Origin of the sequence: Snodgrassella sp. B3800, from assembly GCF_026535865.1 — a bacterium.
Lineage (GTDB): Bacteria > Pseudomonadota > Gammaproteobacteria > Burkholderiales > Neisseriaceae > Snodgrassella > Snodgrassella alvi_E.
On the sequence record NZ_JAFNPH010000002.1, the window covers coordinates 76,631 to 102,719 of the forward strand.

General features: G+C 42.7%; 30 protein-coding genes. 12 read left to right on the forward strand and 18 right to left on the reverse strand.

Annotated elements, in window-relative coordinates; translation table 11 throughout:
* Positions 1–287 precede the first annotated feature (287 nt).
* On the forward strand, positions 288–470 hold the full coding sequence (locus tag J3U64_RS04345; RefSeq protein ID WP_100151689.1) for a hypothetical protein: 183 nt from the start codon (positions 288–290) through the stop codon (positions 468–470).
* 202 nt (positions 471–672) lie between these two features.
* Here J3U64_RS04345 and J3U64_RS04350 read toward each other — a convergent pair whose 3' ends face one another.
* The 5 genes from J3U64_RS04350 to J3U64_RS04370 all read right to left on the reverse strand — a co-directional run bounded on the left by J3U64_RS04350 (position 673) and on the right by J3U64_RS04370 (position 5,065).
* Positions 673–1,308 (reverse strand): alpha/beta hydrolase, encoded by a 636-nt coding sequence (locus tag J3U64_RS04350; protein WP_100151690.1) that lies wholly within the window; start codon positions 1,306–1,308, stop codon positions 673–675.
* Between the two features lie 5 nt (positions 1,309–1,313).
* The gene (locus tag J3U64_RS04355) at positions 1,314–1,649 is read right to left on the reverse strand and encodes a (2Fe-2S) ferredoxin domain-containing protein (protein WP_100157224.1); all 336 of its coding nucleotides are present in this window, start codon (positions 1,647–1,649) and stop codon (positions 1,314–1,316) included.
* A gap of 59 nt (positions 1,650–1,708) precedes the next feature.
* Entirely contained in the window at positions 1,709–2,509 is an 801-nt protein-coding gene (locus J3U64_RS04360) for a polyamine aminopropyltransferase (protein ID WP_267408438.1), read from the reverse strand.
* 609 nt (positions 2,510–3,118) lie between these two features.
* Positions 3,119–3,868: an NADPH-dependent oxidoreductase gene (locus J3U64_RS04365; RefSeq protein WP_267408439.1), complete on the reverse strand. Its 750-nt coding sequence runs from the start codon at positions 3,866–3,868 to the stop codon at positions 3,119–3,121.
* A gap of 333 nt (positions 3,869–4,201) precedes the next feature.
* Positions 4,202–5,065, reverse strand: a complete 864-nt coding sequence (locus tag J3U64_RS04370; protein ID WP_267408440.1) for a phosphoribosylaminoimidazolesuccinocarboxamide synthase — start codon at positions 5,063–5,065, stop codon at positions 4,202–4,204.
* 224 nt (positions 5,066–5,289) lie between these two features.
* On the opposite strand from J3U64_RS04370, the gene J3U64_RS04375 reads away from it, so the two are divergent.
* The 3 genes from J3U64_RS04375 (at position 5,290) to J3U64_RS04385 (ending at position 6,392) form a co-directional block, all read left to right on the forward strand.
* Positions 5,290–5,604 carry a DUF883 family protein gene (locus J3U64_RS04375; protein ID WP_267408441.1) on the forward strand — a complete coding sequence of 105 codons (315 nt, stop codon included), beginning with the start codon at positions 5,290–5,292 and terminating at the stop codon, positions 5,602–5,604.
* Between the two features lie 86 nt (positions 5,605–5,690).
* Positions 5,691–6,098, forward strand: coding sequence for a phage holin family protein (locus J3U64_RS04380; protein ID WP_100151695.1), 408 nt, complete (start codon positions 5,691–5,693; stop codon positions 6,096–6,098).
* Positions 6,099–6,392: a hypothetical protein gene (locus J3U64_RS04385; protein ID WP_100140324.1), complete on the forward strand. Its 294-nt coding sequence runs from the start codon at positions 6,099–6,101 to the stop codon at positions 6,390–6,392.
* A 106-nt stretch (positions 6,393–6,498) separates the two neighbouring features.
* Here J3U64_RS04385 and dapD read toward each other — a convergent pair whose 3' ends face one another.
* From dapD to fur, 3 genes are read right to left on the reverse strand one after another with little or no spacing between them, the layout of a single operon-like run.
* A complete protein-coding gene (gene dapD, locus J3U64_RS04390; RefSeq protein ID WP_267390556.1) occupies positions 6,499–7,317 on the reverse strand; it encodes a 2,3,4,5-tetrahydropyridine-2,6-dicarboxylate N-succinyltransferase in 819 nt (272 codons plus the stop codon).
* Positions 7,318–7,346: 29 nt separating this feature from the next.
* Entirely contained in the window at positions 7,347–8,111 is a 765-nt protein-coding gene (gene aat, locus J3U64_RS04395) for a leucyl/phenylalanyl-tRNA--protein transferase (protein ID WP_267390557.1), read from the reverse strand.
* 24 nt (positions 8,112–8,135) lie between these two features.
* Positions 8,136–8,570, reverse strand: coding sequence for a ferric iron uptake transcriptional regulator (gene fur / locus J3U64_RS04400; RefSeq protein WP_100140327.1), 435 nt, complete (start codon positions 8,568–8,570; stop codon positions 8,136–8,138).
* A 129-nt stretch (positions 8,571–8,699) separates the two neighbouring features.
* Here fur and J3U64_RS04405 point away from each other — a divergent pair, with 129 nt between their 5' ends.
* Both J3U64_RS04405 and dapB read left to right on the forward strand, forming a co-directional pair.
* Positions 8,700–9,080 carry an outer membrane protein assembly factor BamE gene (locus tag J3U64_RS04405; RefSeq protein WP_100140530.1) on the forward strand — a complete coding sequence of 127 codons (381 nt, stop codon included), beginning with the start codon at positions 8,700–8,702 and terminating at the stop codon, positions 9,078–9,080.
* A 4-nt stretch (positions 9,081–9,084) separates the two neighbouring features.
* Entirely contained in the window at positions 9,085–9,897 is an 813-nt protein-coding gene (gene dapB, locus J3U64_RS04410) for a 4-hydroxy-tetrahydrodipicolinate reductase (protein WP_100157230.1), read from the forward strand.
* Between the two features lie 88 nt (positions 9,898–9,985).
* Here the strand turns inward: dapB and J3U64_RS04415 are convergent, their stop codons facing one another.
* The 3 genes from J3U64_RS04415 to J3U64_RS04425 form a co-directional block, all read right to left on the reverse strand.
* Positions 9,986–11,104, reverse strand: coding sequence for an XRE family transcriptional regulator (locus J3U64_RS04415; RefSeq protein ID WP_267408442.1), 1,119 nt, complete (start codon positions 11,102–11,104; stop codon positions 9,986–9,988).
* Between the two features lie 26 nt (positions 11,105–11,130).
* Positions 11,131–11,793 carry a hypothetical protein gene (locus J3U64_RS04420; RefSeq protein WP_267408443.1) on the reverse strand — a complete coding sequence of 221 codons (663 nt, stop codon included), beginning with the start codon at positions 11,791–11,793 and terminating at the stop codon, positions 11,131–11,133.
* A gap of 162 nt (positions 11,794–11,955) precedes the next feature.
* Entirely contained in the window at positions 11,956–12,285 is a 330-nt protein-coding gene (locus J3U64_RS04425; protein ID WP_267390559.1) for a four-helix bundle copper-binding protein, read from the reverse strand.
* A gap of 690 nt (positions 12,286–12,975) precedes the next feature.
* Here J3U64_RS04425 and J3U64_RS04430 point away from each other — a divergent pair.
* On the forward strand, positions 12,976–13,248 hold the full coding sequence (locus J3U64_RS04430; RefSeq protein ID WP_267408444.1) for a DksA/TraR family C4-type zinc finger protein: 273 nt from the start codon (positions 12,976–12,978) through the stop codon (positions 13,246–13,248).
* 571 nt (positions 13,249–13,819) lie between these two features.
* On the opposite strand, the gene J3U64_RS04435 is transcribed toward J3U64_RS04430, so the two are convergent.
* Entirely contained in the window at positions 13,820–14,575 is a 756-nt protein-coding gene (locus J3U64_RS04435) for an XRE family transcriptional regulator (RefSeq protein WP_267390561.1), read from the reverse strand.
* Between the two features lie 1,234 nt (positions 14,576–15,809).
* Positions 15,810–16,295 (reverse strand): cyclic pyranopterin monophosphate synthase MoaC, encoded by a 486-nt coding sequence (gene moaC, locus J3U64_RS04440; protein WP_267390562.1) that lies wholly within the window; start codon positions 16,293–16,295, stop codon positions 15,810–15,812.
* A 68-nt stretch (positions 16,296–16,363) separates the two neighbouring features.
* Between moaC and mog the strand changes: the two genes are divergently transcribed.
* Complete coding sequence (mog, locus tag J3U64_RS04445) at positions 16,364–16,939, forward strand: molybdopterin adenylyltransferase (RefSeq protein ID WP_267408445.1); 576 nt, start codon at positions 16,364–16,366, stop codon at positions 16,937–16,939.
* 164 nt (positions 16,940–17,103) lie between these two features.
* Here the strand turns inward: mog and pntB are convergent, their stop codons facing one another.
* On the reverse strand, positions 17,104–18,483 hold the full coding sequence (pntB, locus tag J3U64_RS04450; protein WP_267408446.1) for a Re/Si-specific NAD(P)(+) transhydrogenase subunit beta: 1,380 nt from the start codon (positions 18,481–18,483) through the stop codon (positions 17,104–17,106).
* 12 nt (positions 18,484–18,495) lie between these two features.
* The gene (locus J3U64_RS04455; RefSeq protein WP_267408447.1) at positions 18,496–20,037 is read right to left on the reverse strand and encodes a Re/Si-specific NAD(P)(+) transhydrogenase subunit alpha; all 1,542 of its coding nucleotides are present in this window, start codon (positions 20,035–20,037) and stop codon (positions 18,496–18,498) included.
* Between the two features lie 68 nt (positions 20,038–20,105).
* On the opposite strand from J3U64_RS04455, the gene J3U64_RS04460 reads away from it, so the two are divergent.
* Positions 20,106–20,252, forward strand: a complete 147-nt coding sequence (locus tag J3U64_RS04460; protein ID WP_267408448.1) for a hypothetical protein — start codon at positions 20,106–20,108, stop codon at positions 20,250–20,252.
* 121 nt (positions 20,253–20,373) lie between these two features.
* Here J3U64_RS04460 and J3U64_RS04465 read toward each other — a convergent pair whose 3' ends face one another.
* The 3 genes from J3U64_RS04465 to queA form a co-directional block, all read right to left on the reverse strand.
* Complete coding sequence (locus tag J3U64_RS04465; protein WP_267408449.1) at positions 20,374–21,315, reverse strand: ABC transporter substrate-binding protein; 942 nt, start codon at positions 21,313–21,315, stop codon at positions 20,374–20,376.
* 651 nt (positions 21,316–21,966) lie between these two features.
* The gene (gene gloA / locus J3U64_RS04470; protein WP_267408450.1) at positions 21,967–22,353 is read right to left on the reverse strand and encodes a lactoylglutathione lyase; all 387 of its coding nucleotides are present in this window, start codon (positions 22,351–22,353) and stop codon (positions 21,967–21,969) included.
* 19 nt (positions 22,354–22,372) lie between these two features.
* Positions 22,373–23,416, reverse strand: a complete 1,044-nt coding sequence (queA, locus tag J3U64_RS04475) for a tRNA preQ1(34) S-adenosylmethionine ribosyltransferase-isomerase QueA (RefSeq protein WP_267408452.1) — start codon at positions 23,414–23,416, stop codon at positions 22,373–22,375.
* Between the two features lie 251 nt (positions 23,417–23,667).
* Between queA and aroQ the strand changes: the two genes are divergently transcribed.
* Genes aroQ through accC form a run of 3 tightly spaced genes read left to right on the forward strand, consistent with a single transcriptional unit; the run spans position 23,668 to position 26,037 of the window.
* Positions 23,668–24,126 (forward strand): type II 3-dehydroquinate dehydratase, encoded by a 459-nt coding sequence (gene aroQ / locus J3U64_RS04480; RefSeq protein WP_100157237.1) that lies wholly within the window; start codon positions 23,668–23,670, stop codon positions 24,124–24,126.
* Between the two features lie 42 nt (positions 24,127–24,168).
* A complete protein-coding gene (gene accB / locus J3U64_RS04485; RefSeq protein WP_267390576.1) occupies positions 24,169–24,633 on the forward strand; it encodes an acetyl-CoA carboxylase biotin carboxyl carrier protein in 465 nt (154 codons plus the stop codon).
* Between the two features lie 45 nt (positions 24,634–24,678).
* Positions 24,679–26,037 (forward strand): acetyl-CoA carboxylase biotin carboxylase subunit, encoded by a 1,359-nt coding sequence (gene accC / locus J3U64_RS04490; protein ID WP_100140340.1) that lies wholly within the window; start codon positions 24,679–24,681, stop codon positions 26,035–26,037.
* Positions 26,038–26,089: the final 52 nt, after the last annotated feature.

Sequence of the window (26,089 nt, forward strand, 5' to 3'; positions counted from 1 at the left end):
CAATTGTCCGTGCAAATTTGCTAAATCTTTTTAATGGAATGTTTAAACAATCATTTATTTATTTTAGATAATTATCATTGATGACAAACACTGCTTTATTTATTCTCTTCTACTTTAAGCATGTTTACTTGCACTTCTCTGCTTGAAAGCGGTCAACATATAAAATCTGTGTCGTATATACTACTAAAAATTAAATATTTATATCGTTTACTATAAGAATATTGTGTATAGATATTATTTATACATATAATAAATTTACATTTTTACCAATAATGTAAGGAGAAATAATGAAAAAATGGCTAGCTATACTTTCGATTTCTGCATTTATGATAGGTACGTTCAGTAGTGCAGAAGCGGCAAGAGGTCGCCAACCCTGCTCTGGGAAAAAGGGCGGTATCTCGCATTGTTCAAAAGGCAAATTTGTTTGCAAAGATGGCAGTTTAAGTGCTTCTAAAAAGATTTGCAGATAAAAGTATAAAAGGCATAAATTTGATTATGCCTTTTTTATGCGTACTATCAAAACTGATTAATTTATATTTTAATTTATTTTAAAAGAAAGCATTATCCGCCTGAGCTGAATTTATAATTATAAAAAAATTTTATTTCCTATTAGCATTGCATAAATTAGGACGTAATAGTATACATTACACCTTTAATAGCAATTAGAAATAATTATTCAGCTAAAACGGCTGGAAACAACCGTTCAATCCATTGGCGCAGTACAATCAGTTTACCGTGAAAAAAGTGGCCGGAACCGGGTATGACCACTACCGGTAAATTCTGTGCTTCAGCCCAGTTCATACTATTCTGCAACGGCACCACTTCGTCTTTCTCACCATGAATCAGCAAGGTTGTGGCCGAATTATAGGCATCTGGTACATCAACTGTATACATCCCGATTGCAGGACCCATCAGCAGTAAGGCATCTGGACGGGCAGTCAGGGCACTGAATAAGGCCACATAGCCGCCAAAAGAAAAACCTGATAATACCAGTTTAGTCGCCTCGGGATGCTGTGTACGTGCAAAATCCACTACAGCTAAACAGTCTGCTACTTCGCCACGACCATAATCGTGCTCGCCATCGCTATTGCCTACGCCGCGCAGATTGGGTAGATAACAATGAAAACCCAGTGTGGTTAGTGCTTTGGCAGCAGTTTGCACAACTTTGTTGGTATTTAATCCGCCCTGCAACGGATTGGGATGATTAATTACCGCTACACCCCGTGCTGTACCTTGTGCCGGCAAATAAATGGTTTCCAGTCTGCCAACCGGCCCATTAATCCAGATATTGGGTTGTTGCTTCAGCATCTGCTTTACTCACTACTTTCGGGTTTATCTAATAATAAACGGGTAACAACACGGTCGTTGGCCAGTTCTTCATCCAGAATTTCCTGCAAATCAGTTTCATCCACATAGGTATACCACCGCCCTTGTGGATACAATACCATGACTGGCCCTTCATCACAGCGGCCAAGACATCCAGCACTACTGATGCGCAGTTTGCCCACCCCCATCAGTCCCATGGCTTTGGCGTGGCCTTTCAGATAATCTACAGCATCGGCACCAACGTTATCATCGCCACAGCTTTGGCGACAAGGATTGTCGCGCCGGTTGGTGCAGACAAACAAATGTTTGGCATAAAAACTCACATCTTTTCCTTTAATCTGCCTGTTCACGCTGGCTATTTGTATAAGTGTGCCAGTGTGGGTTATTCATCATTAAATGTTAGTGGACGGCTGGGGTTTTCCTGTTGTGCTTTAATCGCTGTCAGCATGGCGGGTAACGCAAGATTAAAACGGTCTGCCCGCTGTTGAGCACGTTTTTTTAATTTGCTCCACTCACGCATGGAAGGTGGCTGCTGAAAAGCAAGAACAGCTATATTGCCGTGGGTTTCTGCCGGTACCATTAGCACTCGGTTTTCGAACACTTCACGTAAGCGACGCACGAAAGTATGAAAACGCTTGTCCCCCTGCCACCAGTTGGTGACAAATATACCGTTTTCACTAAGTGCCTGCCGACAATCTGCGAAAAATGGTTCGGCAACCAAACTATCGATAATCTGCTCACCATCGAAGCCATCTACTAGGATAATATCAGTATTGCCGCGCAATACTTTGACGTATTCCGCACCATCATCCTCAATAATCTCAAAATGATCGCCTTCATACGGCAGCTCAAACATACTGCGAGCAATGCTGATTACTTGTGGATTAATGTCTACTGCTGTCTGTCGAGTTTCAGGCAGATAGGCATCTATCCAACGTGCAAACGAACCCCCGCCAAGACCAATCTGAGTAATATGCTGTGGCAATTCATCTACAAACAATAGCCACGCCATCATGGCACGGCTATAAGACAATACGAGCTCAGCAGGATAATCCACATTCATTGAACTTTGTATGGTGGGTGTACCTAAATGCAGAGAGCGTATATTACCTGATTCGGATATACCCACTTCCGGTAATTCATGGCGTGCGGGACGTAAACGGCGATAAGGATGTTGTGGCATAGCGTTTTCCATCATCAGATAACAAATAGGAGGCTTGTTGATACAAGATCAGTAATGGTTTGCTGAAACATAAGCAGATTAAAAAGAATAGAACATTATGCTACCCGCTTCATTCTGTGGACGCTGAACTAGCATTAAGCTGACAGCAAAGCTGAATAAATCCATAATCACAGCCTCATTAATCAGACTGGATGCGCAGTGTTATGGTGAGTCCGTTCTAGCAGGTATTATATAGGGATGGCGGATTTTTTGTTTTATAATATGGTATTTATTTCATGTCGTTGCTTGAGCATTGAATAAGATTTGTTAAAACCCTAATTTATCAATCCTATGCTAGCATATTTAGCATATCACCTTGAGTTAAAGGTTAAAGTTGCTACTGTAGTGACTCAAGCAAAAAACGCGTGCATTAGCTTATCAGGGTTTTATCACTCTATTATTTTAAACAGAAATGCTAATGAATTTTCTGTTGATTTCACCTGCATTTGCTAAATATCAGAGATAATAAACTTCTTCAAACGCTTTCAGCTATTCTCAATTCAAATTAAAACCATAGAAAAAACCTGCTACATCTAATTTGCAACAGGTTTTTTAATGGTCTTATCGGATTTAGTACTGGCAAAAGCCCTGTTCATGTATCACAGCCAGAATATCATCACGTTTAAAGCGTTTACGTGATATTTTATCGGCTATCTGCTTAGTAAATGAATCAATGCGCTGGTTACTATCGCGTTGGCCATAATAGGTTTCGACAATGGCATCATATTCTGCAAAATTCTGAAGATTGAATTCATCCTGATATTGATTTTCAAAAGAACGCAGTGGCAGTGGCATCCGCGGTTTGACCTGTGTCCGTTTCTCAGGCACACCAACTTGCAACCCAACGAGAGGAAAAGTCAGCTTCGGCAGCTTCAACATCTGAATAATGGGACGGATATCGTTTTGAATGCTACCCAAATAGACACTGCCCAGCCCCATACTTTCAGCAGCAATAACCACGTTCTGAGCCGCAATCAGCGTATCTTCCATGCCCTGAATAAATAGATCAGTACTACTTAAGCCATCGTCAGCTAGGCCAAGCTGAGCTCGAATACGATGATTACGATACATATCCACTACGAAAACCAGTAAGTCCCCGTTTGCGCCCACATAATCCAGATGGCAAATATTACGAATCTGTTCACGCAAATGGCTATCGGTAACCCGGATAATGGAGCATTGCTGTAAAAATTCCGATGTAGGCGCAAAGCGTGCTGCCTCCATCAGACGGGTATATTGTTCATCAGTCAGCGTTTGATCTTTGAAACTGCGTACAGTATGCCGTTGTAACAATAATTCTTCTGTGGCAGAAATATTCATTAGTTCCCCTTAGCATGATTGGTAGTTAAGTACAGAATGAAGGACAATCTGTCTGGACTCTGAAAAGAGAAAACCGATACTAAAGTATTACTGGCACACTGTTAATATCAATCCTGTTAAAATATTATTTCCTATTAAGAAACTCAGAACAGTTTTTTACACTCAAAAAGAAAATTTAGTTAACAAAGAGAAGCACTTTCTGCTTTCTACCAACTTTGTAGTCATATAAGCTGCAATGAAAGATAGGTTTCAGCCAATGTGGCAAAAACTAACTTAGACATCCAAACTGGATATTATTGCAAAAGAGCAGCGTTTGGCTGCCCTTTAATTTGTTTATTGTCCGGCAAGTAAATGCAGTGCTTCCTGATATTTAGCCAATGTTTTAGCGATAATTTCTGGCGGTATGTGCGGAGCAGGAGGCTGCTTGTTCCACCCAGATGCGACCAGCCAATCACGAATAAACTGTTTATCAAAAGAAGGCGGATTGGTGCCTACCTGATAATTTTCCACTGACCAGAAACGGCTGGAATCTGGTGTGAGCACTTCATCCATCAAAGTTAAAGTACCATTTTCATCTACACCAAACTCAAATTTAGTATCTGCAATGATAATGCCTTTACTTCTGGCATAAGCTGCAGCTTCAGCATACAGCTCAATCGCTTTAGTGCTGACCTGCTTAGTGAGCTCTTCGCCCAGTAGTGAAATACATTCTGCCAGAGTGATGTTCTCATCATGGTCTCCAACAGCCGCCTTGCTGGACGGAGTAAAAATCACTTGCGGCAACGCTTCAGCCTCAAGCAGACCAGCAGGTAGTTTAATACCACATACGCCGCCTGTTCGCTGGTAATCACGCCAACCGCTACCAGAGAGATAGCCTCTGACAATCGCTTCAATTTTCAATGGTGTTAGTTTTTTTACCACCACTGCCCTTTTGGCCAATTTTTCTGCTTCTTGGTGTGGCAATACATCATAAACCGTCTCGCCGGTAAAGTGATTGGGCATGATATGCTTCAGTTTATTAAACCAGAAATTTGAAATCTGAGTAAGAATTTCACCTTTTCCTGTTATAGGTTCAGGTAAAATTACATCAAAAGCAGATAAGCGATCTGTCGCCACCATCAGCATACGCTGCGCGTCAATCTCATATAAATCGCGTACTTTACCCGAATATATTTTTTTCAGTCCCAGCTCAGTCATCTTTCATTCCCATGCAGCAGTTTATTGCTAATATATTAATATCTGTGCAAATGCATATCCTTGTGCTAAGGTAGACATTGTGAAACAGATGTTAGCAGCCAAATTTATTTTAACCGATATTGCCCCCAAGCAGGCACTCTGTATGCAGTAATCGGTCTTTAAAAATTGGCTGCAAATTTTAAACTACCTGATATTTTTTCATGCCCACTGGAAGGAGAATGACCATGGCTGATTTTGATGCACAGAAAAAAGATCTAATGAGAGAAGTACGTTCAGTACTGGATGAAGTAGAAGATTTATACGAAAAAGCTGGCGACAACGGTTCAGATCAGGCCAAAGCACTGAAAGACCAGTTGCGCAAAAAACTGGGTAATACCAAATCCAGACTAAGTGAGCTGGAAAGCACCATTGCCGACAAAGCCCGTGCCACAGCTGAACGCACAGATGAGCTGGTACGTGAACAGCCGTATTATGCAATGGGTATCGCTGCTGCTGCAGGCTTTATTGCCGGCATTTTGCTCGGACGCTGTCGCGGCTAATCATTACCAGCATAGTCTCCATTCAGGCAATCCGGTAATTTCACCGCTTGCCTGAATATTATTCACTTTTTAACGGATACCATTGCATGAGTATTGGCAATATTGGCCGCGATTTGCGTCAGCTAAAAATCTGGCTTGCTTATGGCAGTGAACTGCTGTGGATTCGTCTGCGCATGCTGCGTCTGGATGCCATTGCCCAACTACAAAGCATCATTGTACTGCTGATACTGGCAGTATTGGTTGGGGCAATGTTTTTTCTCGGCTTTATCAGCCTGTTATTTGGTCTGAATGCAGTATTGGAGCCGGAAACTAAGGTTTGGGTGTTTTTTGGTCTGGCCATATTGTTTTTATTGTTAATCTTATTGCTGACTATCGTTATAGTAAAACTTATACGCAAACAAAGTCAGTTTATGACGCAGACCCTGTCAGCTATTACAGAAGATATCAGCTACCTGAAAGGTGGCAGCCATAGCAGAATTGACGGAGAGCAATAAATGAGTAAATCCGACAAACTGAATCTTGCCCAGCAGCGTGAACTGCTGAATCTTCAGGCACAGAGTGCACGGTTGAAATTAATGGCAGAACAATTGAAAAACGGCCACTCCACTAGCAAATCAAACTTGTGGCAGCGCTCACTGAATATAGTAGACAAAATTCCGGCTGGCAGTCTGGCATTGAAATTGGCCAATAAACCCAGACGCTGGCGAAACAAAATTCTGGTCGGTGCCTTATTAACAACTGCTACCCTTATCGCTAGTAAAATCAGTCAGTCTCTTCGTCAGCAATAAATACACAGATTCTTTACGACTGAATTTTGATGGTATGCTCGCTGCCACCATCCAAAACAAATCCTCTTACGGTGCGTAAGAGGATTTGTTATTGCAAAAGAAAAAATTAAATTCCGCGTAAAAGTTCATTCACACTGGTTTTAGCACGAGTTTTTGCATCTACTTTCTTTACAATCACAGCACAATACAGGCTATGGCTGCCATCTTTTGCCGGCAGACTGCCGGACACCACCACCGAACCAGCAGGTACACGGCCATAGGTAATTTCACCGCTTTCACGGTCGTAGATTTTAGTAGATTGTCCAATGAATACACCCATGGAAATGACACTGCCTTCTTCGACAATCACGCCTTCAACAATCTCACTACGCGCACCGATAAAGCAATTATCTTCAATAATAGTAGGTGCCGCTTGCAATGGCTCAAGCACCCCACCGATACCAACACCACCACTCAAATGAACATGCTTACCAATCTGAGCACAAGAGCCTACCGTAGCCCAGGTGTCTACCATCGTACCTTCATCAACAAACGCACCGATGTTCACAAATGAAGGCATCAGTACCACATTTTTACCGATATGGCTGCCGGCACGCACTACCGCACCCGGTACCGCACGAAAACCTGCCTGCTGAAAGTCAGCCTCACCCCACTGAGCAAATTTGGTTGGCACTTTATCAAAATAGCGACCCACCCCATCATCGGTAACCACATTGTCACTGATACGGAAAGACAGCAACACAGCCTTTTTAGCCCATTCATTTACCTGCCACTGATTCCCCTGCTTCTCAGCCACACGCAGGTGGCCACTATCCAATTGCTGCAAGGTTTCATTTACTGCTTCTTTCACTTCGGCTGATACCGATGCCGGCGTGATTTCAGCACGATTATCAAACGCAGTTTCTATCACTTGTTGTAAAGACATAAAACAATTCCTATCATCAATGATTCAGTTCAGGTAATGGGCAACGGAACAACACCATTGCCGGCCAGCAAACGCGGTTCAGGCGGCTGTGGCAAAGATTGGGGATTATATTGACGCAGACAAGCCAAAAAATCGGCAAACGGAATTTCGCGTCCGCCAAAGCTGGCCAGATAGCTGGTATACACCTGACAATCAATCAAGGGTACACCTTGCTGCTGTAGATAGTGCACTGCATGCACAAAGGCAATTTTGGAAGCATCCGACGCATGGGCAAACATGGATTCGCCATAAAAAACACGCCCAATCAAAACACCATACAATCCACCGGCTAGATAAGGCTGCCCGTCGGCATGCTGATACCAGCATTCAAATGAACATGCATGCTGCATCTCATACAACGCACGATAAGCATATTGCATTTCGGGTACTAGCCATGTACCGTTCTGTCCGGGACGCGGTGTCTGAGCACAGTTGCTCAGCACCTGCCGGAAAGCATAATTCATGGTTACAGCATAAGACTTATTGCGCAGATTTTTAGCCAGTGAGCGGCTAATTTTCAGCTCATCCGGAAACAGTACCATTCGCTGCGCGAAGGACCACCACATGATAGGCTCATCCGAGCCATACCACGGAAAAATACCTTGCCGGTATGCAGCCAGTATTCTTGCCGGCTGTAAACCGCCGCCAATCGCTACCAGACCATCACGCTCGCGCTGAGCGGTTTCTAAATCGGGAAAATCCAGATTGGTGCTACTCAGTTGCGGAATAATCGGCCGATAAGCAGTCTGACTCATACTAGACAGTCCTGCCAGAATTATTTACAGATATTTAGTGTCAAATTGCTGACACTCACTGCATACCCCATACATATATAAGGCATGGTCAACAATACGATAGCCATTATCGTCGGCAATTTTCTTTTGTAGCTTTTCAATTTCTTCACTACAAAATTCAGTAACTTTGCCACATTTAATACACACCAGATGATCATGGTGGCCGCCACGGTTTAGTTCATAAACTGCCTTGCCGGTTTCAAAATGATGGCGCAGCAGGATATTGGCCTGTTCAAACTGTGTCAGAACACGATAGATAGTAGCCACACCAATTTCCACACCCTCATCCAGCAGACGACGATAGACATCTTCCGCACTTAGGTGTTGTTCGGGCTGCGATTCAAATAGCTCCAGAATCTTCAGTCTGGGGCCTGTCACCTTTAAACCGTTATCTTTCAGTTGAGCTACATTGTTATTCATGATGCTTATTTCACCACTAGCTGATAATACTCGCTATAATACGCACTTTTAAGGCAATTGCCCACTCGGTGTCATACAATGTTGCCACCGCCATTGCTAACTGTTTCGTCCCAGCTCCGAGGTATCAGCATGAAAAAAATCTACTGCCTGCTGGCCGTGGCCATACTGGGCCTAAGTGCCTGCACCACAGCCAAACTGGCACAAATTCCTTCCTACAAACTGAAAATTGTACAAGGAAATGAGCTTGACCAAAACGTAGTGAATTCATTACAACCCGGCATGAGCCGCGAACAGGTACAGATGCTGCTGGGCACACCGTTGCTGCGTGACCCCTTTCATGCCAATCGCTGGGATTACGTGTTTGTAGTTACCCGTGCCAGCCATGTGGAAGAAGAAAAGAAACTCACCCTTTATTTTGATGCCAATGGCAACTTGATTCATGCTGAAGGAGACGCGCTGACCGCACAACCACAGCCAGTGCCCACAACACTCTTCACCCCATCGGAGTAAATGTATGTCTACATCCCGCCTGAGAATTGCCGTAGCCGGCGCCAACGGCCGTATGGGTCGAGCCCTTATTCAGAGTATCAGCCAGCGTCACGATTGCGTATTAAGTGGAGCACTGGAACACAATGGCTCACCAGCCATCGGGCTGGATGCCGGATTTGCCATTGGGCTGGAACTGGGTGTCAGCATTTGTCACGACCCTGAAAAGGTGCTGGACAATACCGATGTACTGATAGATTTCAGCAAACCCGAATCCACGCTTAGTAATCTCGCCATCTGCGAAAGGCTTGGCGTAAAGGATGTTATCGGCACTACCGGATTCGACGAAGCCGGCAAACAGCGCATCAGTGACGCAGCGCAAACAATTGGCATTGTCTTTGCACCCAATTTCAGCGTTGGCGTCAACCTTACCTTTGCTTTATTAAATACAGCCGCTCGAGTTTTAAACGAGGGCTATGATATCGAAATTATTGAAGCGCATCATCGTCATAAAGTAGATGCACCGTCCGGGACAGCACTGCGTATGGGCGAGGTCATAGCCGATGCACTGGGTCGAGACCTAAAAACTTGTGCTATCTATGGCCGCGAAGGCCATACTGGTCCACGTGACCCGCAGACCATTGGTTTTTCCACCATCCGTGCCGGCGACATTGTTGGCGACCACACTGCCTTATTTGCTACAGATGGTGAACGCGTAGAAATTAGCCACAAAGCTTCCAGCCGTGCTACTTTTGCCAACGGAGCTGTCCGAGCTGCCGTCTGGCTGCGCCAGCATGAGCAAGGACTTTTTGATATGCAAGATGTGCTTAATTTAAAATAATCTTTAAATCATAAAGGTTAGTAAGCTTTTGTTACTAACCTTTTTATCTTGAATTTAAATGTAAATCAGTTGTATATTTATACACTACTTACTTAATTAGTTTTAGATGATACATAGAATGTGGCTTATTGGAGACCAAGCCAAATGTAAGATCTGCAATATCCTTAAAATCTATATTCAAATCATTTGCTATATCATCGATAGAAATTTTATCTTCTTCCAAATAATTAAATAATTGTTGCCATACATTGGATTCATCTCTACGCATAGGCTGAGGCTCTGTTTTTCTAAATCCAGATATAGCTATTTTTGGACATAATACTCTTGTATATATCCAATCAGAAATTATTTCTAATTTATATAATCTATAAGCAATCGCCGCAACTGAAACTCCAAAGACTTTTTTTAATTCAATTAGTTGCTCTATATTAGTAATTGATTGTTTTCGGATAGGTAATAATGCATCTTTGGGCATAAGAAATGCTGAAGCAAAATCATTTGCTTCTTTTTCAATAGGTCTTTTGTCACTCAATCCTTCCTCTGAAAGAAAATCAGAAACTGTTTCATCGGTTAAATTTGAATTATGTTTCATATTGTACACATCTCGAACTAAATGCCCTAGTTCATGTGCGCAATCAAACCTACTACGTTCAGCAGATTTCATCGTATTTAAAAAAACAAAAGGAGTATGTTCGTTCCAAGTACAGAAAGCATCTACTTCTAATGCATCAATAGCTAATGAAAAAACTCTGACCCCTTTTGATTCAAGCAATTCGACCATATTAGCTATAGGATGGATACCTAATCCCCATTTTGATCTTAATATTTGAGCTGCATCTTCAGGATTAAATTGAGATAAATCTGGTAAATCAGCTTTATTAAGCTCAAATCGCTTTTCAACCCAATCATTGAGCATGAAGGCAATAACGCCAAACGATTTTGCTTGATTTTTCAATCTATTAGATATTCTAGATTGAGCACGAAAGCTTACTTGGAAATCATTTAATAAAGGTAATTCACCCATGTCTTCAAAAAAAGCTGGAGAGAATTTGAGAATTCTACCTAACTTTTGTAGTACATCCGGGCTAATTGGCTTTTTTATATAATTATTAATTGTTCTTGGAGTAACCTCTAAAGCTTTTGCTAGCTCGGTACGAGTGAACCCGCGCCGGTCTAAAGCGAATTTAAGCCGACGGCGATTAATCATAATTGCACCTATTTAAAATATTATAATTATAAAGATTTTCGCTTTATTAGACCATTGTCTATTTGAGCAGGTTTTGGCAACTGAGCAATGGTGTTACTACTAAACGTATTATAATTAAATGTAGGTAAAATAATTCGTTTTTCCCATTCTTCTACATGGCCTTTTGAAAATTTTCGGGGTATCGAAAGCTCTATATTTAATTTATCCGAATCGAAATGAAGTAATAGAATATAAATCTTGGTATGTTGATCAAAATAAAACTGGGGGTCAGAATATGCTTTACTTAATTCAGAACCTTTTTTTGCAGAATTTGTAGGATAGCCCTTTTTTTTACCTACATCTTCGTTTCCTAAAGTTACATATATTGCATTAGTTTTATTTGGAGTGATGGTAAATGATATATCACCACGACCTTCATACGATGTCCAGCCATATGGAACTAATTTATTTCTTAAAAAAGTAACGACAGAAGAAGAAATAATATTTTTAAAAGCAGATTTTGGTGCAGTAGGAGCTCTAAGATTTTGCGTATCTATTAATGCTTCTTGTAAAACATTTTTAAATAAATCAGGTGTTAACACTGTATTAATAGCTTTTAATTCTTCGCGAACCAGTTGTTCATCATTGATAAAAGTACAATTGGATAACGGATTAAAATTTTCAAGTCTAAAGGGATTATCAGTAGCCATACTATTTCTCATTTATTGACATCAATTTGATGCATGATAATAGGAAAATTTAACTAAGTCAATATTAATTAAACAAAAAATATAAAAAATTGGTGTTCTTTTAAGCTATTTACCAAACAAAAACCATTGTCGGCGACAATGGTAGAATGAAATTTTATATATTCAGGCAGCCATAGCCATACATTTGTCGGCACAATTTGTGCAGGCTTCAGCGCAGCGCTGGCAATGATCCATTTTAAAACGGCCACATTCTTGCGCACAGGCGCGGCAAACCTCAGCACATAACTGACACACCTGCACTACGAATGGACTGTTCATGCACATAAAATTTACCGCCAGAGAACACATAGCCGCACACTGCATATCTAAATGAATACATTTCGCCATCATTTTGACATCATCTTCTTGCAAGCAAGCGGTGGAACAATACTGACACAGAGCAATACAACGGTTACATGCTTCTACGCATTCTTTAAACTGACGGGCATCCATAATTATTATCCTTTTTTAACAATATATTGATTTAACAGGGAAAATCAAAATCAGTCTATAAAATCATCGCGCATATTGCAATGCGGTTCGATGTAAATATAATCATGAATTAGCTAGAATAAATTAAGTTTTAACAGCAATTAATCAATCTCTGCCAAATTTTTTCCCCCGCTTCCGGTTAGCTTAAATAAATAAAAAATAAAATTATTATCTATCTATTAGTCAAGCAAACAATGATGATGAGCAATTTTTACTAGTTACCATTTCCCTAGCTTTTCATGGCAGACCCAAACGCCATGAGCATCGAATCCAGAGCGTACTTACCAAAAAAATTATTATCATACTGAAAATTTAACGCATTAGAATTTATATTTTTTACACTGCTCATCTGGTTTCGCAATTACGTTGCATTTTTAGGTTTGGTGCAGATCATGTATCTAGTTTAAATGAATATGTAATTTAAATACGTTTTCTTATAACAAAACCATTTGCAATTAATATTTACTATTGCTTAAAAAATCTGATGGAAACAAGCATTCACATAATTGAGAATGGCTGCCAATCTTCAACTATGCAACCTGAAAATGATATCTATCATTATCTTTAAAAAATATCTATATTAATCAGCATTATATTGAAAAACAGATGCATAACCCTATATTTATATCCTGTAATTTATAGGAGTTTATTATGGCAAGTGGCTGGGCTTCAGATGATGCAGTCAATCAGCAAATTGAAAGTACCATCGCAGACGCTATCAATCATGTTCGGCAGCAAATAGATCAGGCGGCAGAAAGTGCAGAATTTTGTGAAGAATGCGGTGAAGCTATTCCGCTAGCTCGCCGTCAGGTTCTAAAAGGTGTGCGTTTTTGTGTGGAATGTCAGGCAGAACGAGATAAGGAAATGCAAAAAACGTTCAGTTTGTATAACCGACGTGGCAGCAAAGACAGTCAGTTGCGCTGAGTGGCAATGAAGTAGCGTACTGCAAAATAGAACGTCTTTCGATTTAGATAATTATTCTGAAATTTAGCAGCATTTGTTTTAGTAAGCTGAAGCGGTAATAAAAATTCGGAGTAGCAGTTAATTTTGTCTCATTTTGCAAATACATTTGAGCGTATTTTCAGTTGTTCAGTAGGTATTAAAATGGAATTGTGCTTAGTATTTTGCCTCACACAATCAGCAATGTGAACGTGCTCAAGGCACTTGTGCTGACTGTGTGGCTAATTGTCTATGCTTCGAATTATTTGTTTACACGAACAGGCCGAATCAGGATTTATTTTTCAATTTACCTGTCTGAAAAAATCCATAAACAAAGATGACCGATATTATTTGCCGTCTCTACTACGCTATATTTTTTATCAGTAGCTTTCTGTTTCTCTGGCAGTACAGTATACAGTAACGACAGCTAGCTAATTTCTTGGTGAAAAGAAATACAAAACAAACTTAGCACATTTGCAACGGTTTTTATCGTATCACCATATTTACTATTGGTACCTGATTGCAGGCAGATATCAGATTTAGATTACGGTATGGTTTAGATTTTGCGGCCAAACCATTCTACTTTACCGATAATTTCAAAATCCTGTTCACTATCTGTTAAATCAATATTGAATGGCTCATAGGCACTGTTTGCTGACGTAACTAATAACTGGTTGTTTGGCTTGAGCTGGGTGCGTTTCACCAAAATATTTTTGCCTATGCGCAAAACATACAAGCCATCACCACCGGCTTTTTTACTATGATTAATTAATACATGATCGCCATCATTAAGCACACCAGCCATGCTGTCATCTTTAACAACCATCGTGCTGAGTTTCTGTGGATCGATATTCAGGGTGTTTTCCAACCAGTTACGGTTAAAAGCAATAGTACATGCTATTTTGCTCTCTTTGCTTTCAACATCATCTGCATTCTGAATGGAGCAAACCGGTATAAAAGCAAAATCACGAGCATGTACTTCATTAACTGGTAGAATATACTCACAGCCAGCTTCACTGATGGTGGCATTCATAGCCAGCGGATTGGACAGTTTTGCGCAAAAATCAGCTTGTTCGCTATAACCATCCAGTTCGATTTTGCTGCCTTTGCCGGTTGCCAGCCATTCAAGCTTAACTTGCGCAACGCGCGCTATTTTAATCAGATTGGTTGTACTAGGCTCGGCACCTTCTTTCACCCATTTTGAGGCAGTTGGATAGGCCACCTCTACTCGTCTGGATAACTCTGAAACGCTCCCAAGAATATCCACTACTTCTTGCATTCTTGAGGCAAAGCCGACGTTAAAATTTTCCATATTGGAATTACCTTCAAATAAAAATCGTGCAAAGTTAAATTTAAAATATATTGCTAAACAATCGTTTACAATTCAAAGCTTAATCAAATACAACAATTATCTATACCAATTTAAATTAAACCTTGCTAAAAATAACTTTTGCTATATAATTTAGCATGCCAATATATTAGGAGTTGCATCTCAACACATTAAATATATTTCAAGCTAACATTAAAAATAAGCTAAAGTTGCTATTTAAGCTTACAGATATAGCATTTAATACTATAAATAGCACGAGTGCAGCACAATATTAGTGTCTTTATCGGGTATGGGCTGATGATACCATGTTGTCATGTGTAAGGAAATGCTCTGACATAAGTAAATTTGCGCCTAACCACAGGTTAAAATGGTAAGGTATTTATTGCCTCAGTTGTATTTTCACTATCGCAGGGCAATATTCCTGAATTCAATTGCCTCTTGACAAGTCTCTGCATGTGAATCTATGTTAAATTTAATACTAATTTTCTAATCCAGTAATATAACTGCTTTTAATACTATTTTGGTAATAAACATTGATTTTTTCCATTTTAATTAAAATTTATAAATCTAAAACTGCTCTTTTGTATATTTTTCTGCCAATCATTTCTGACAAAGTTTACGGCCATTTAAATATAACTTCAATTCTATAATAAAAAACTTGAAACTATTTCTTAATTTTAATTTGTAAATAAAACGCTTTTTATCATTAATAATATTATCAATTTTTTATGCTAAATTAATTTATATAGCATATTTCAATTTTCATCATTAATTTTAATATTATAAATTTAAACTTCATTATTTCATGTAAAAATATAAAATATTAAATTTTATTTAAATCATCAAAAGAATTATGATAGACATATTTTTGCGCTTGAATTCTGAATTGAATCTGCTATCAGGCGATTAAACTCATAATTGCACTTAAAATACGGACTTAATCCACCTTAGTGTGAAATGATAAAGGTAATTAATTTAAAGTTAAAAACGACTAAAGCTTTAGAAAATGAAAATTGTTAACTTTTCTTACTGGCGAATTCTGTACCTATTTTTCAGATTACGAGCTCTATACAGAGTTGTTTTTGCGTTAGCCAACTAGTGAACGCATGGTTTTCTCTGTGACAAAATGAAACAGATTAAGTCGTTTTTTTGAGACTACAACACTGGCGCTGGCATTTTTAGCCTTAAAAATCCCGAGAATAAATAGAAACACGTTTTAAGAGTGGCGCTGCCAGAGTCCAGACTGCCCGCCTTCTTTGTGTTGTAGGCAAATATGACTAATTTCCATACTGCGGTCGACAGCCTTAAGCATGTCGTAAATGGTTAACAAACCAACGCTGGCAGCGGTTAAAGCTTCCATTTCCACGCCCGTTTGACCAGTATTTTCGGTTTGCACACAGATGGTGATGCTGCGCTCGATGTTGTTAAGGGAGAAATCCACGTTAACTTTAGTCAACGCTATGGGATGGCATAGCGGAATCAGGCTACTGGTCTGCTTGGCACCCTGTATAGCGGCAATTCGGGCAATACCCAATACATCGCCTTTTTTGCTGTCGCCAGCCAATATTTTATTATATGCAGTTTCATTCACCGTGATTTTACCGCTGGCAATGGCCATGCGTTTGCTATGAGGTTTGCCACCAACATCGACCATATGCGCTTCACCACGATTATTGAAATGAGTTAATTCGTCTGAAATCATCTTGCTTCACTGACATGCTAAAAGGTCTATATTACAATATTTGCCTTTTGGATGCTGTGGATCTAACTATGGATGCGTTGCCTTTATTGAAAATTGGATTGGTCTCGATAAGTGACCGTGCTTCCCGAGGTGTGTATGTGGATCAAGGTTTGCCAGAGCTAAAAAAATGGTTGCAACGAGCTGTACTGAATCCATTGGAGCTAGTAGAGCATCTGATACCAGATGAGCAGCCTTTGATTGAAGCAAAATTAATTCAGCTAGCCGATAAGGAAATCTGCCCACTAATACTCACTACCGGCGGTACCGGTCCGTATTTACGCGATGTTACGCCGGAAGCTACGCTGGCCATAGCTGATCGTGTGATCCCGGGTTTTGGAGAACTGATGCGGCAAATTAGCCTACACTTCACACCCACTGCTATTTTATCGCGTCAGGTAGGGGTATTACGTGGTAGCAGTCTTATACTGAATCTTCCGGGTAAACCTTCTGCCATTGCGGAAACACTGGGCGGTGTTAAGGATGAAAGTGGTAAAACGCTGATTCCGGGTATTTTTGCTTCAGTTCCAATTGCAGTGGACGCTGTGGGCGGCCCATTGATTCACACCGATGCCGATTTTTGTCCGGTAGTGATGCCTAAGTGCTGATCAGCATACATGATTATGTCTGCTTGCTTTATGTGAGCAGATTGTATTTTTTCATGAATAAGCCACTATTTTGGAAAGTAAAGATTCACCCCTCTAACCTGTTAGAAAAGGCGGTGCTTGAATAAGAAAAAACAGTCCGGAAAAATCCGGACTGTTTTTTTTGATTAGATGTTTTTATCCACTTCATCCAGTGTCGCCTTGGCATCACCAAAGCACATGCGAACATTTTCTTCATAAAACAGTGGATTATCTACGCCCGCATAGCCTGACTGCATCGAACGCTTAAACACAATTACGTTTTTCGCTTCCCATACGTGCAACACCGGCATACCGGCAATCGGGCTGTTTGGGTCGGTGACCGCGGCCGGATTAACAGTATCATTAGCACCAATAACCAGTACCACATCGGTATCGCTGAAATCATCATTGATTTCATCCATTTCCAGCACAATATCATACGGTACTTTGGCTTCAGCCAGCAGCACATTCATGTGTCCAGGCAGACGACCTGCTACGGGATGGATGCCAAAACGGACATTTACCCCCTGCTGGCGCAGTTTAGCAGTGATACTTGCCACAGCGTTTTGAGCATGAGCCACCGCCATACCATAGCCCGGTGTGATGATAACACTATGAGCGTTTTTAAGAGTTTCAGCTACTTGTTCCGGTCTGATTTCCTGTACTTCACCGGCAGGGGTTTGGTCGGTACCAGCAGCCACTGGAGCCGAACCAAATCCTCCGCCTATTACTGCCAGAAACTTACGGTTCATCGCCTGACACATAATATACGACAGGATGGCACCGGAAGAACCTACCAGAGCACCGGTTACAATCAGTAAATCATTGTTGAGCATAAAACCAGCTGCAGCTGCAGCCCAACCGGAATAGGAATTGAGCATGGAAATCACTACCGGCATATCGGCACCGCCAATTGAGGCCACCAGATGATAACCAAAAGCAAGCGCAATCAGGGTCATGACAATCAATGCAAACCCAGAACCTCCGGCACCGACAAACCACAGCAACAACAGAAACGACAACACCAGTGCTCCCAGATTGAGCAAATGGCGGTGTGGCAGTTGCATAGGTTTACTTGCCATTTTGCCATTAAGCTTAGCCCATGCCACTAATGAACCGCTGAAAGTGACAGCACCGATGAATACACCAAGAAACACTTCTACCAAATGGATGGTGAACATATCCGTATCAACATCGTGCGGGTCGATATAGCTGTTAAAACCAACCAGTACAGCAGCCAGACCCACAAAGCTGTGCAGCATGGCTATCAGCTCCGGCATTTGGGTCATTTCTACTTTTCTGGCCTGTTGCAGGCCAACTGCTGCGCCAATTACCATGGCAATGATAACCCAACCCAGCCCGTGCGCATCCTGACTGAATGCAGTAGCCAGCAGGGCAATGGCCATGCCCGCAATACCCATATAGCAGCCACGTTTAGCACTTTCCTGCTGCGATAATCCAGCCAGACTCAGAATAAACAATACGGCGGCAACGATGTAGGCAGCAGTTACAATACCTTGAGACATCCTGTTTCTCCCTTACTTACGAAACATATTAAGCATACGACGGGTAACAGCAAAGCCGCCGAAAATATTTACGCTGACTATCGCCACTGCAATAAAGGCAAGCAGGGATACAAAACCGTGCCCCTGACCGATTTGCAGCAATGCCCCGACCACAATAATGCCGGAGATCGCATTGGTTACCGACATCAACGGCGTGTGCAAGGCATGATTCACATTCCACACCACAAAGTAGCCCACTACACAGGAAAGGACAAACACCATAAAGTGGTTAAGAAACGCTACCGGTGCAACAGCACCAATCCATAACATCAATATCACGGCAATAGCCGCCCAGATAATTTTTTTCTTGCTCTTATCAGGGGCAACACTTGGTGCAGCCGCAGAAACCGGTGCAGCGGCTGTAGCCGCTGCTTTGGGCGCAGCAGATACCTGTATCGGTGGAGGCGGATACATGCTGTTGCCAGCGTGGGTAACCGTCATGTTGCGAATAATGACATCTTCAAAGTTAAGTGCCAGCTCACCGTCCTTATTAGGGGTGAGCAAACGCGCCAGATTTACTAGATTGGTACCATACAGCTGAGAAGACTGGCCGGCCAAGCGGTTGGCCATATCGGTATATCCGATTATTTTTACGCCATTGGCAGTGGTAACAATTTTACCGGGCTCAGTATATTCACAGTTGCCACCTGTAGCGGCTGCCAAATCCACGATTACCGAGCCTTCACGCATACTGTCCACCATTTCACGGGTAATCAGCTTAGGTGCTGGCTTACCCGGAATGGCTGCTGTAGTAATAATAATATCAACTTGTTTTGCCTGAGCGGCAAACAATTCCATTTCAGCTGCAATGTAGGCTGCACTCATGGTTTTTGCGTAGCCGTCTCCACTGCTGCTTTCTTCTTCCTGATAATCTAGGCGCAAGAAATTTCCGCCCATAGATTCGATTTGGTCGGCCACTTCGGGGCGTGTATCAAATGCATTTACTACAGCTCCAAGCTGGCGAGCAGTACCAATCGCCGCTAGACCAGCCACTCCAGCACCAATCACCAGCACTTCGGCAGGGGGTACTTTACCGGCTGCAGTAATCTGACCAGTAAAAAAGCGGCCGAAGTTTTCTGCAGCTTCAATAACAGCACGGTAGCCGCTAATATTGGCCATTGAAGACAAAGCATCCATAGCCTGTGCACGTGAAATACGCGGCACCATATCCATCGCCAGCACGGTAATTTTTTTCGCCTGTAGCTTTTCCAGCAGGTCAGGCTGCTGAGCCGGCATAATAAAGCTAACCAAAATCGTGCCTTCATTCATGGCTGTAATTTCGTCAGCATTAGGCGCATTTACTTTAAATATAAGCGGACACTGCCATACCGTAGCCGTATCAGCAATGGTGGCACCGGCTTCGCTATACAATCCGTCTGACAGACTGGCGGCTTTGCCGGCATCATGCTCAACTACAACTTCATGCCCCAGTTTAATCAGTTGGGTAACGGTTTTCGGCGTGGCCGCCACTCTGGTTTCACCGGCAAGTGATTCGCGTGGAATACCTATCTTCATTATTATTCCTTTCCGAGGAAGGTGCCGTTAAATAAACTATTTGTTAACACAGCGTAACAGGCTCATGAATGTTTCAAAGTGGTCTCCAGCTGCTATCTAAAATCCCCACTGGCTATCGACCAGCTTTGCCTGATTCGCTACAACAATACAGTCGCTATATTATCGAAAAATACACTGCCACAACTGTAACCTTGTCGTTATTTCCGCTGATTTAAAAAACTTAACAAAACATTCACTTAGCATATATATTTAACATAAAACTTCCAGCAGACATGAATACATAAAAAAACCAGCCGCGTGTGTAAAGGCTGATTTTTATGTACCACAGACTGAATTCTAGTTAATATCATTCAAAGGTTTAACCACTTCGTCAATCTGTTCATTTAAACTTTCCAGCCCATTACCTGACAGATACCATAAATCTGCACTCAGATAGACCACTCTGGTACCGGCACGTTGCAACACGCTGCTGTCAAAATAATCATTACGCATAGGTGTATTTCCAATGGCTTTGCTGCGGTCAACAACGTACACAATATCTGGATGATATTGGGTAATAAAGCTGTTATCGACCATAAAACGTGTTGGTTTGCCATCCTTACTGCTTTGCTGTACCGGCAATTCATCTACTTCCAGTGCACGTTTAATCTTCAGTTCATCAAAAATTAATGCTGGATAACTACCCTGATTCATCAGCATTACCTTGCCATCATTATGCAGCACTATAATGGCTTTCTGCGTGCTGTGCTCAGCCAACTCACGTGCTGCATTCATTTTTAGGGCTAACGCTTGTAATTGCTGCTGCGCCAAAGCTTCCTGACCTGCCAGCTTACCTAGCAGAAGAATTTGTTTTTGTACATTAGCAAAATAATTGCTATCAGTCTTTACCGAGTAATTCAACGTTGGTGCAATGGATTCTAACTCTTTTGCAAAAGCATTTTGCCGCCCACTCATAATAATCAAGTCTGGTTTGGCTGCCCGAATAGCAGCAATGTCTGGTTCTTTCATTTTGCCAGAATCTTGTAACTGTCGATTCTGATACTGGTACAAATAGGTAGGCAAATTACTAATTGGTGCAGCAATTATTCGCCTACCAGCACCCAGTGCATCCAGCGTATCCATTGCGCCAAAATCCATCACCACAATTTTTTGTGGCGAAGCCGGCAGTTTTGCCTCATCCGTAGCCTGAATAACAGATACTGAAGCACTAGTCTGACAGGCACTCAGCCCCAAAGCCAACGCCGACAATACCACCACAGCCAAAAATTTTTTCATCATCACATCCCCTTAAATACAAAATAATGATAATTATTATTATTTATATACAAACAAAAGTCCAGTTTGCAATGGTTACAAACACGAAATCTTAACTATAGGAGTTTGACAAAGATAGCAGAGCTTGTTCAAGTATCCGAATGTACGCAGTTTAAAGCCAATGAAGCGGGCAATAATCAGACCAAGGCAAAACACTCACAATCTGCCAGCCTGTTCTTTCATTCAAAGATGCAAACAATATTGGCACTACACTCTCCGCAACCGACACAAACAACGTAATCTAATCAGCAGAATACACATCAACTCATGCCAGCAGCAGAAAACTACCTGCCAAAACCAGCAATATCAAAATACACGAAACTTGTTTATTAAAACTTAGCAAATATTTCAGACCAATGGCTCACACTCCTTCTAGTAGTGCCAGCCAATATCAGAGACAGCCACACCTTCACTATTCCTATAAAAACTTTGCAGGCTGCCGTGTTTAAGAATGTATTTCAGTGTAGATACCTAAGCAGATGAATTAAAAAGTAAAGTAAACCGGCAAAGACAGCATTCAACACCCGTTTAATCTATAAGTATGTACGCTAACCATTTGCCGGAGAAAAAGTATTGGTAGAAAAAGCTCAAAACCAGCTTTTACCAGAAGAGAAATTAGTTCTTTTTTTGAATAAATTCTATTTTATATCCATCCGGGTCCTCTACAAACGCAATCACTGTCGTGCCGTGCTGCATCGGGCCTGCCTCGCGAGTCACCTTACAGCCTTTGGCACGTACGGCATCACAGGCAGCATAGGCATCGTCTACTTCAATAGCAATATGGCCGTAACCACTTCCTAAATCATACGCGTGCGTATCCCAGTTATAGGTCAGTTCCAACACCGTGGTGTCAGATTCCTCACCATAACCAACAAATGCCAGCGTAAAACGGCCACCAGGAAAATCTTCACGGCGCAACAGCTTCATGCCCAGCACATCCTGATAAAACGCCAATGATTTATCCAAATCACCCACACGCAGCATAGTATGTAACATTCTCATAATTGTTTCCTTTTCTATTTTAATTATTCTGTCCAATTCGGCTTAGATTACCGAGCAGCATAGCATCGCCATAACTGAAAAAACGATAATGCTCAGCAATCGCATGCTGGTATACAGCACGGATTTCATCATAACCGCTAAACGCACTAACTAACATTAACAGCGTGGATTTAGGCAGGTGAAAATTAGTAATCATACGGTCAATCACCTTAAACTGGTATCCGGGTGTAATAAAAATATTGGTATCACCCTGACCAGCCTGCAACTTGCCACTGCGTGCGGCAGATTCCAATGCCCGCACCGCTGTGGTGCCCACTGCCCAAACTTTATTGCCCCGTGCATGGGCTGCCTCAATTTCAGCTACCACAGTTTCACTCACGTCATACCATTCACTGTGCATGTGATGCTCAGCAATATTTTCCACCCGTACCGGCTGAAAAGTACCGGCACCAACATGCAAGGTGACTTCCGTCAGATGCACCCCTTTATCTCGCAGCTGTTGCAAAATAGTATCGGTGAAATGTAGACCAGCAGTGGGCGCAGCCACTGCCCCCTCATATTTGGCATACACCGTCTGGTAGCGCTCATCATCGTCATCATCCGCTGAGCGGGTAATATAAGGTGGCAATGGCAAATGGCCGTGAGCAGCCAGCAATTCCCATACTGTCTGCATACCGGCAAAATGCAGTACAAACAGTTCACCTTGCCGTGCCTGCATCTGTGCATGCAAACCTCCTTCGAAAATCAGCTCCGTACCGGGCTTTGGCGATTTAGAGGAGCGCACATGCGCCAGCGCCGTATGTGCGTCCAGCACTCGTTCAATCAGCGCCTCAATCTGGCCGCCGCTGGCCTTATGGCCAAACAGACGCGCCTTCATTACCCGCGTATTATTAAACACCAGCACATCACCGGCAGCCACATAATCGGCCAAACAGGTAAACTTACTGTCAACAGGTGACTGTCCCGGCAAAGCCACCAATAAACGGCTACTGCCACGTACAGCCGGCGGATGCTGTGCAATCAGGTGAGGCGGTAAATTAAAATCAAAATCATTTATATGCATGTATACGTGCTTGAACAAGGCAAAAGTCGTATTATATGCCTACCGGCTCATACTGAAAAACAGCCAACCACATCACAAGCCCGCTACAGAGTCCGCACCAGCGGGTGCCGGCAGGAGCAAGCAAAATAAGGCCGCAAGCACACCACGGCAGACAAAACCATGGTTTAAATAATCAAAAAAATACAAAAATACTGGACATTTGCGCTCATTTTCGGCAAAAATGGCGCAATTTTGCAAAAACCAAACATTTTATGAGTGCCTCAATTCTGGTTTTAAACGGCCCCAATCTCAATCTATTGGGGGTGCGCGAACCGCATATATATGGTCAGACCACACTGGCAGACATTAATCAGAAGCTGCAACAACAGGCACAGGCAGCCGGTATGACATTGGAAACATTACAAAGCAATGCCGAACACATCTTGATTGAGCGGATTCAGGCGGCTTTATCCGACGATACCCGCTTCATAATCATCAATCCGGGCGCGTTCACACATACCAGTGTAGCCATCCGCGACGCTTTTGCCGCTGCAGGCAAACCATTTATCGAAGTACATATATCCAATGTACATGCACGCGAAGCATTCCGGCGCCATTCCTATCTCTCTGATATTGCTTTAGGGGTAATCTGCGGTCTGGGCGTGTACGGCTATGAAGCAGCATTACATCGGGCAATTGAATACATTCAAGAGACCGGCCGCCAACACTAATACCTATTGCGGCCAGCTCCAATCACACAAGGGTTCATCATTATGGATTTACGTAAACTTAAAAAGCTCATTGATTTGGTAGAAGAGTCAGGCATTGCCGAAATCGAAGTAACCGAAGGTGAGGAAAAAGTACGCATTACCCGTACCACTGCCGCCAACCAGCAGCAGATGTATGCTGCACCAATGCAGCAGCCTGCCATCATGGCCGCACCAGCAGCTGCACCCACAGAGAATGCAGCCGCTGCTGCGCCTGAAACAACCGGCCCCGACTTAAGCAAGGCCGTTAAATCCCCTATGGTCGGCACTTTTTACCGTGCCGCCAGTCCGACTTCTGCCCCGTTTGTAGAGGTAGGTCAGACCGTTAATGCTGGCGATACCCTATGTATCATCGAAGCAATGAAACTAATGAATGAAATCGAAGCTGACCACAGCGGCGTAGTAAAAGAAATTCTTGTATCCAATGCGCAGCCTGTAGAGTTCGGTGAACCACTGTTTATTATTGAGTAATCCTCAATTCAGTAATCTTTCCCGTTTCTTACAAGGTGCTGCCTTATGTTAAAAAAAGTTCTTATTGCCAATCGCGGCGAAATTGCGCTGCGCATTCTGCGCGCCTGCCATGAAATGGGCATTGCAACTGTGGCTGTACATTCAGAAGCCGACCGTGATGCCCTGCATGTAAAATTGGCCGATGAATCCGTATGTATCGGCCCTGCCAGCTCTGCCCAAAGTTATCTGAACATTCCTGCCCTGATTTCTGCAGCTGAGGTAACCGATGCCGATGCCATCCATCCGGGCTATGGATTTCTGGCGGAAAACGACGGTTTTGCCGAGCAGGTAGAACAATCCGGGTTTGTATTTATCGGCCCGCGGCCGGAAACCATTCGCCAGATGGGTGACAAAGTTTCCGCAAAAAAAGCCATGCAGGCTGCTGGCGTGCCATGCGTACCCGGCTCCGACGGCGCCCTACCGGAAGACCCGCACGAAATTGAAAAAATTGGTGCCGAAGTCGGCTATCCGGTAATAATCAAAGCTTCTGGCGGCGGCGGTGGCCGTGGCATGCGCGTAGTAGAAAAAGCCGAAGACCTTCTTTCTTCGGTAGAAATGACACGTACCGAAGCCGGTGCTGCCTTCGGCAATCCGGCCGTGTATATGGAGCGCTATTTACAAAAACCGCGCCATATTGAAATTCAGGTATTATGCGACGAACATGGCCACGCCATTTATCTAGGCGAGCGAGACTGCTCCATGCAACGGCGCCACCAAAAAGTTATTGAAGAAGCGCCGGCACCATTTATTACCCCTGAAGAACGAGAGCGTATCGGCAATGCCTGTGTAGCTGCCTGCCAGCGCATCGGCTATCGTGGTGCCGGTACATTTGAATTTCTGTATGAAGATGGCGAATTTTTCTTCATTGAAATGAATACACGTGTACAAGTTGAGCATGCTATTACTGAGCTGATTACTGGCGTGGATATAGTACAGGAGCAAATCCGCGTAGCTTCCGGCCTGCCGTTATCCTATACACAGGATGATATTTGCTTACGGGGACATGCGTTCGAATGCCGCATCAATGCCGAAGATCCCTACACCTTTGTACCCAGTCCCGGCCTAATTACCAGTTGTCACCAACCTGGTGGCAATGGTGTACGCATCGATAGCCACATTTATCAGGGCTACACCGTCCCACCCTACTACGACAGTATGATCGGGAAGGTATGTACCCATGGTCGTGACCGCGACGAAGCTATTGCCAAAATGAGTGTTGCATTACAGGAACTAGCAATTACCGGTATCAAAACCAATACCAACCTGCACCGTGACATTTTTGCCGATCCCGGCTTCATTCAAGGTGGTGAAAGTATTCACTATCTTGAACAATGGTTACAAAAACACAAAGAAGCACAAAAATAATTTACAATACGCATACATTGCGCTTTTGTTTGCAGGCAGCCGCAGTGGCTGC

Bases quoted from the DNA above. Each gene is read 5' to 3' on its own strand.
- J3U64_RS04345 (WP_100151689.1), top strand. From the start codon at position 288: ATGAAAAAATGGCTAGCTATACTTTCGATTTCTGCATTTATGATAGGT.
- J3U64_RS04350 (WP_100151690.1), bottom strand. From the start codon at position 1,308: ATGCTGAAGCAACAACCCAATATCTGGATTAATGGGCCGGTTGGCAGA.
- J3U64_RS04360 (WP_267408438.1), bottom strand. From the start codon at position 2,509: ATGCCACAACATCCTTATCGCCGTTTACGTCCCGCACGCCATGAATTA.
- J3U64_RS04365 (WP_267408439.1), bottom strand. From the start codon at position 3,868: ATGAATATTTCTGCCACAGAAGAATTATTGTTACAACGGCATACTGTA.
- J3U64_RS04370 (WP_267408440.1), bottom strand. From the start codon at position 5,065: ATGACTGAGCTGGGACTGAAAAAAATATATTCGGGTAAAGTACGCGAT.
- J3U64_RS04375 (WP_267408441.1), top strand. From the start codon at position 5,290: ATGGCTGATTTTGATGCACAGAAAAAAGATCTAATGAGAGAAGTACGT.
- J3U64_RS04380 (WP_100151695.1), top strand. From the start codon at position 5,691: ATGAGTATTGGCAATATTGGCCGCGATTTGCGTCAGCTAAAAATCTGG.
- J3U64_RS04385 (WP_100140324.1), top strand. From the start codon at position 6,099: ATGAGTAAATCCGACAAACTGAATCTTGCCCAGCAGCGTGAACTGCTG.
- dapD (WP_267390556.1), bottom strand. From the start codon at position 7,317: ATGTCTTTACAACAAGTGATAGAAACTGCGTTTGATAATCGTGCTGAA.
- aat (WP_267390557.1), bottom strand. From the start codon at position 8,111: ATGAGTCAGACTGCTTATCGGCCGATTATTCCGCAACTGAGTAGCACC.
- fur (WP_100140327.1), bottom strand. From the start codon at position 8,570: ATGAATAACAATGTAGCTCAACTGAAAGATAACGGTTTAAAGGTGACA.
- J3U64_RS04405 (WP_100140530.1), top strand. From the start codon at position 8,700: ATGAAAAAAATCTACTGCCTGCTGGCCGTGGCCATACTGGGCCTAAGT.
- dapB (WP_100157230.1), top strand. From the start codon at position 9,085: ATGTCTACATCCCGCCTGAGAATTGCCGTAGCCGGCGCCAACGGCCGT.
- J3U64_RS04415 (WP_267408442.1), bottom strand. From the start codon at position 11,104: ATGATTAATCGCCGTCGGCTTAAATTCGCTTTAGACCGGCGCGGGTTC.
- J3U64_RS04420 (WP_267408443.1), bottom strand. From the start codon at position 11,793: ATGGCTACTGATAATCCCTTTAGACTTGAAAATTTTAATCCGTTATCC.
- J3U64_RS04425 (WP_267390559.1), bottom strand. From the start codon at position 12,285: ATGGATGCCCGTCAGTTTAAAGAATGCGTAGAAGCATGTAACCGTTGT.
- J3U64_RS04430 (WP_267408444.1), top strand. From the start codon at position 12,976: ATGGCAAGTGGCTGGGCTTCAGATGATGCAGTCAATCAGCAAATTGAA.
- J3U64_RS04435 (WP_267390561.1), bottom strand. From the start codon at position 14,575: ATGGAAAATTTTAACGTCGGCTTTGCCTCAAGAATGCAAGAAGTAGTG.
- moaC (WP_267390562.1), bottom strand. From the start codon at position 16,295: ATGATTTCAGACGAATTAACTCATTTCAATAATCGTGGTGAAGCGCAT.
- mog (WP_267408445.1), top strand. From the start codon at position 16,364: ATGGATGCGTTGCCTTTATTGAAAATTGGATTGGTCTCGATAAGTGAC.
- pntB (WP_267408446.1), bottom strand. From the start codon at position 18,483: ATGTCTCAAGGTATTGTAACTGCTGCCTACATCGTTGCCGCCGTATTG.
- J3U64_RS04455 (WP_267408447.1), bottom strand. From the start codon at position 20,037: ATGAAGATAGGTATTCCACGCGAATCACTTGCCGGTGAAACCAGAGTG.
- J3U64_RS04460 (WP_267408448.1), top strand. From the start codon at position 20,106: ATGTTTCAAAGTGGTCTCCAGCTGCTATCTAAAATCCCCACTGGCTAT.
- J3U64_RS04465 (WP_267408449.1), bottom strand. From the start codon at position 21,315: ATGATGAAAAAATTTTTGGCTGTGGTGGTATTGTCGGCGTTGGCTTTG.
- gloA (WP_267408450.1), bottom strand. From the start codon at position 22,353: ATGAGAATGTTACATACTATGCTGCGTGTGGGTGATTTGGATAAATCA.
- queA (WP_267408452.1), bottom strand. From the start codon at position 23,416: ATGCATATAAATGATTTTGATTTTAATTTACCGCCTCACCTGATTGCA.
- aroQ (WP_100157237.1), top strand. From the start codon at position 23,668: ATGAGTGCCTCAATTCTGGTTTTAAACGGCCCCAATCTCAATCTATTG.
- accB (WP_267390576.1), top strand. From the start codon at position 24,169: ATGGATTTACGTAAACTTAAAAAGCTCATTGATTTGGTAGAAGAGTCA.
- accC (WP_100140340.1), top strand. From the start codon at position 24,679: ATGTTAAAAAAAGTTCTTATTGCCAATCGCGGCGAAATTGCGCTGCGC.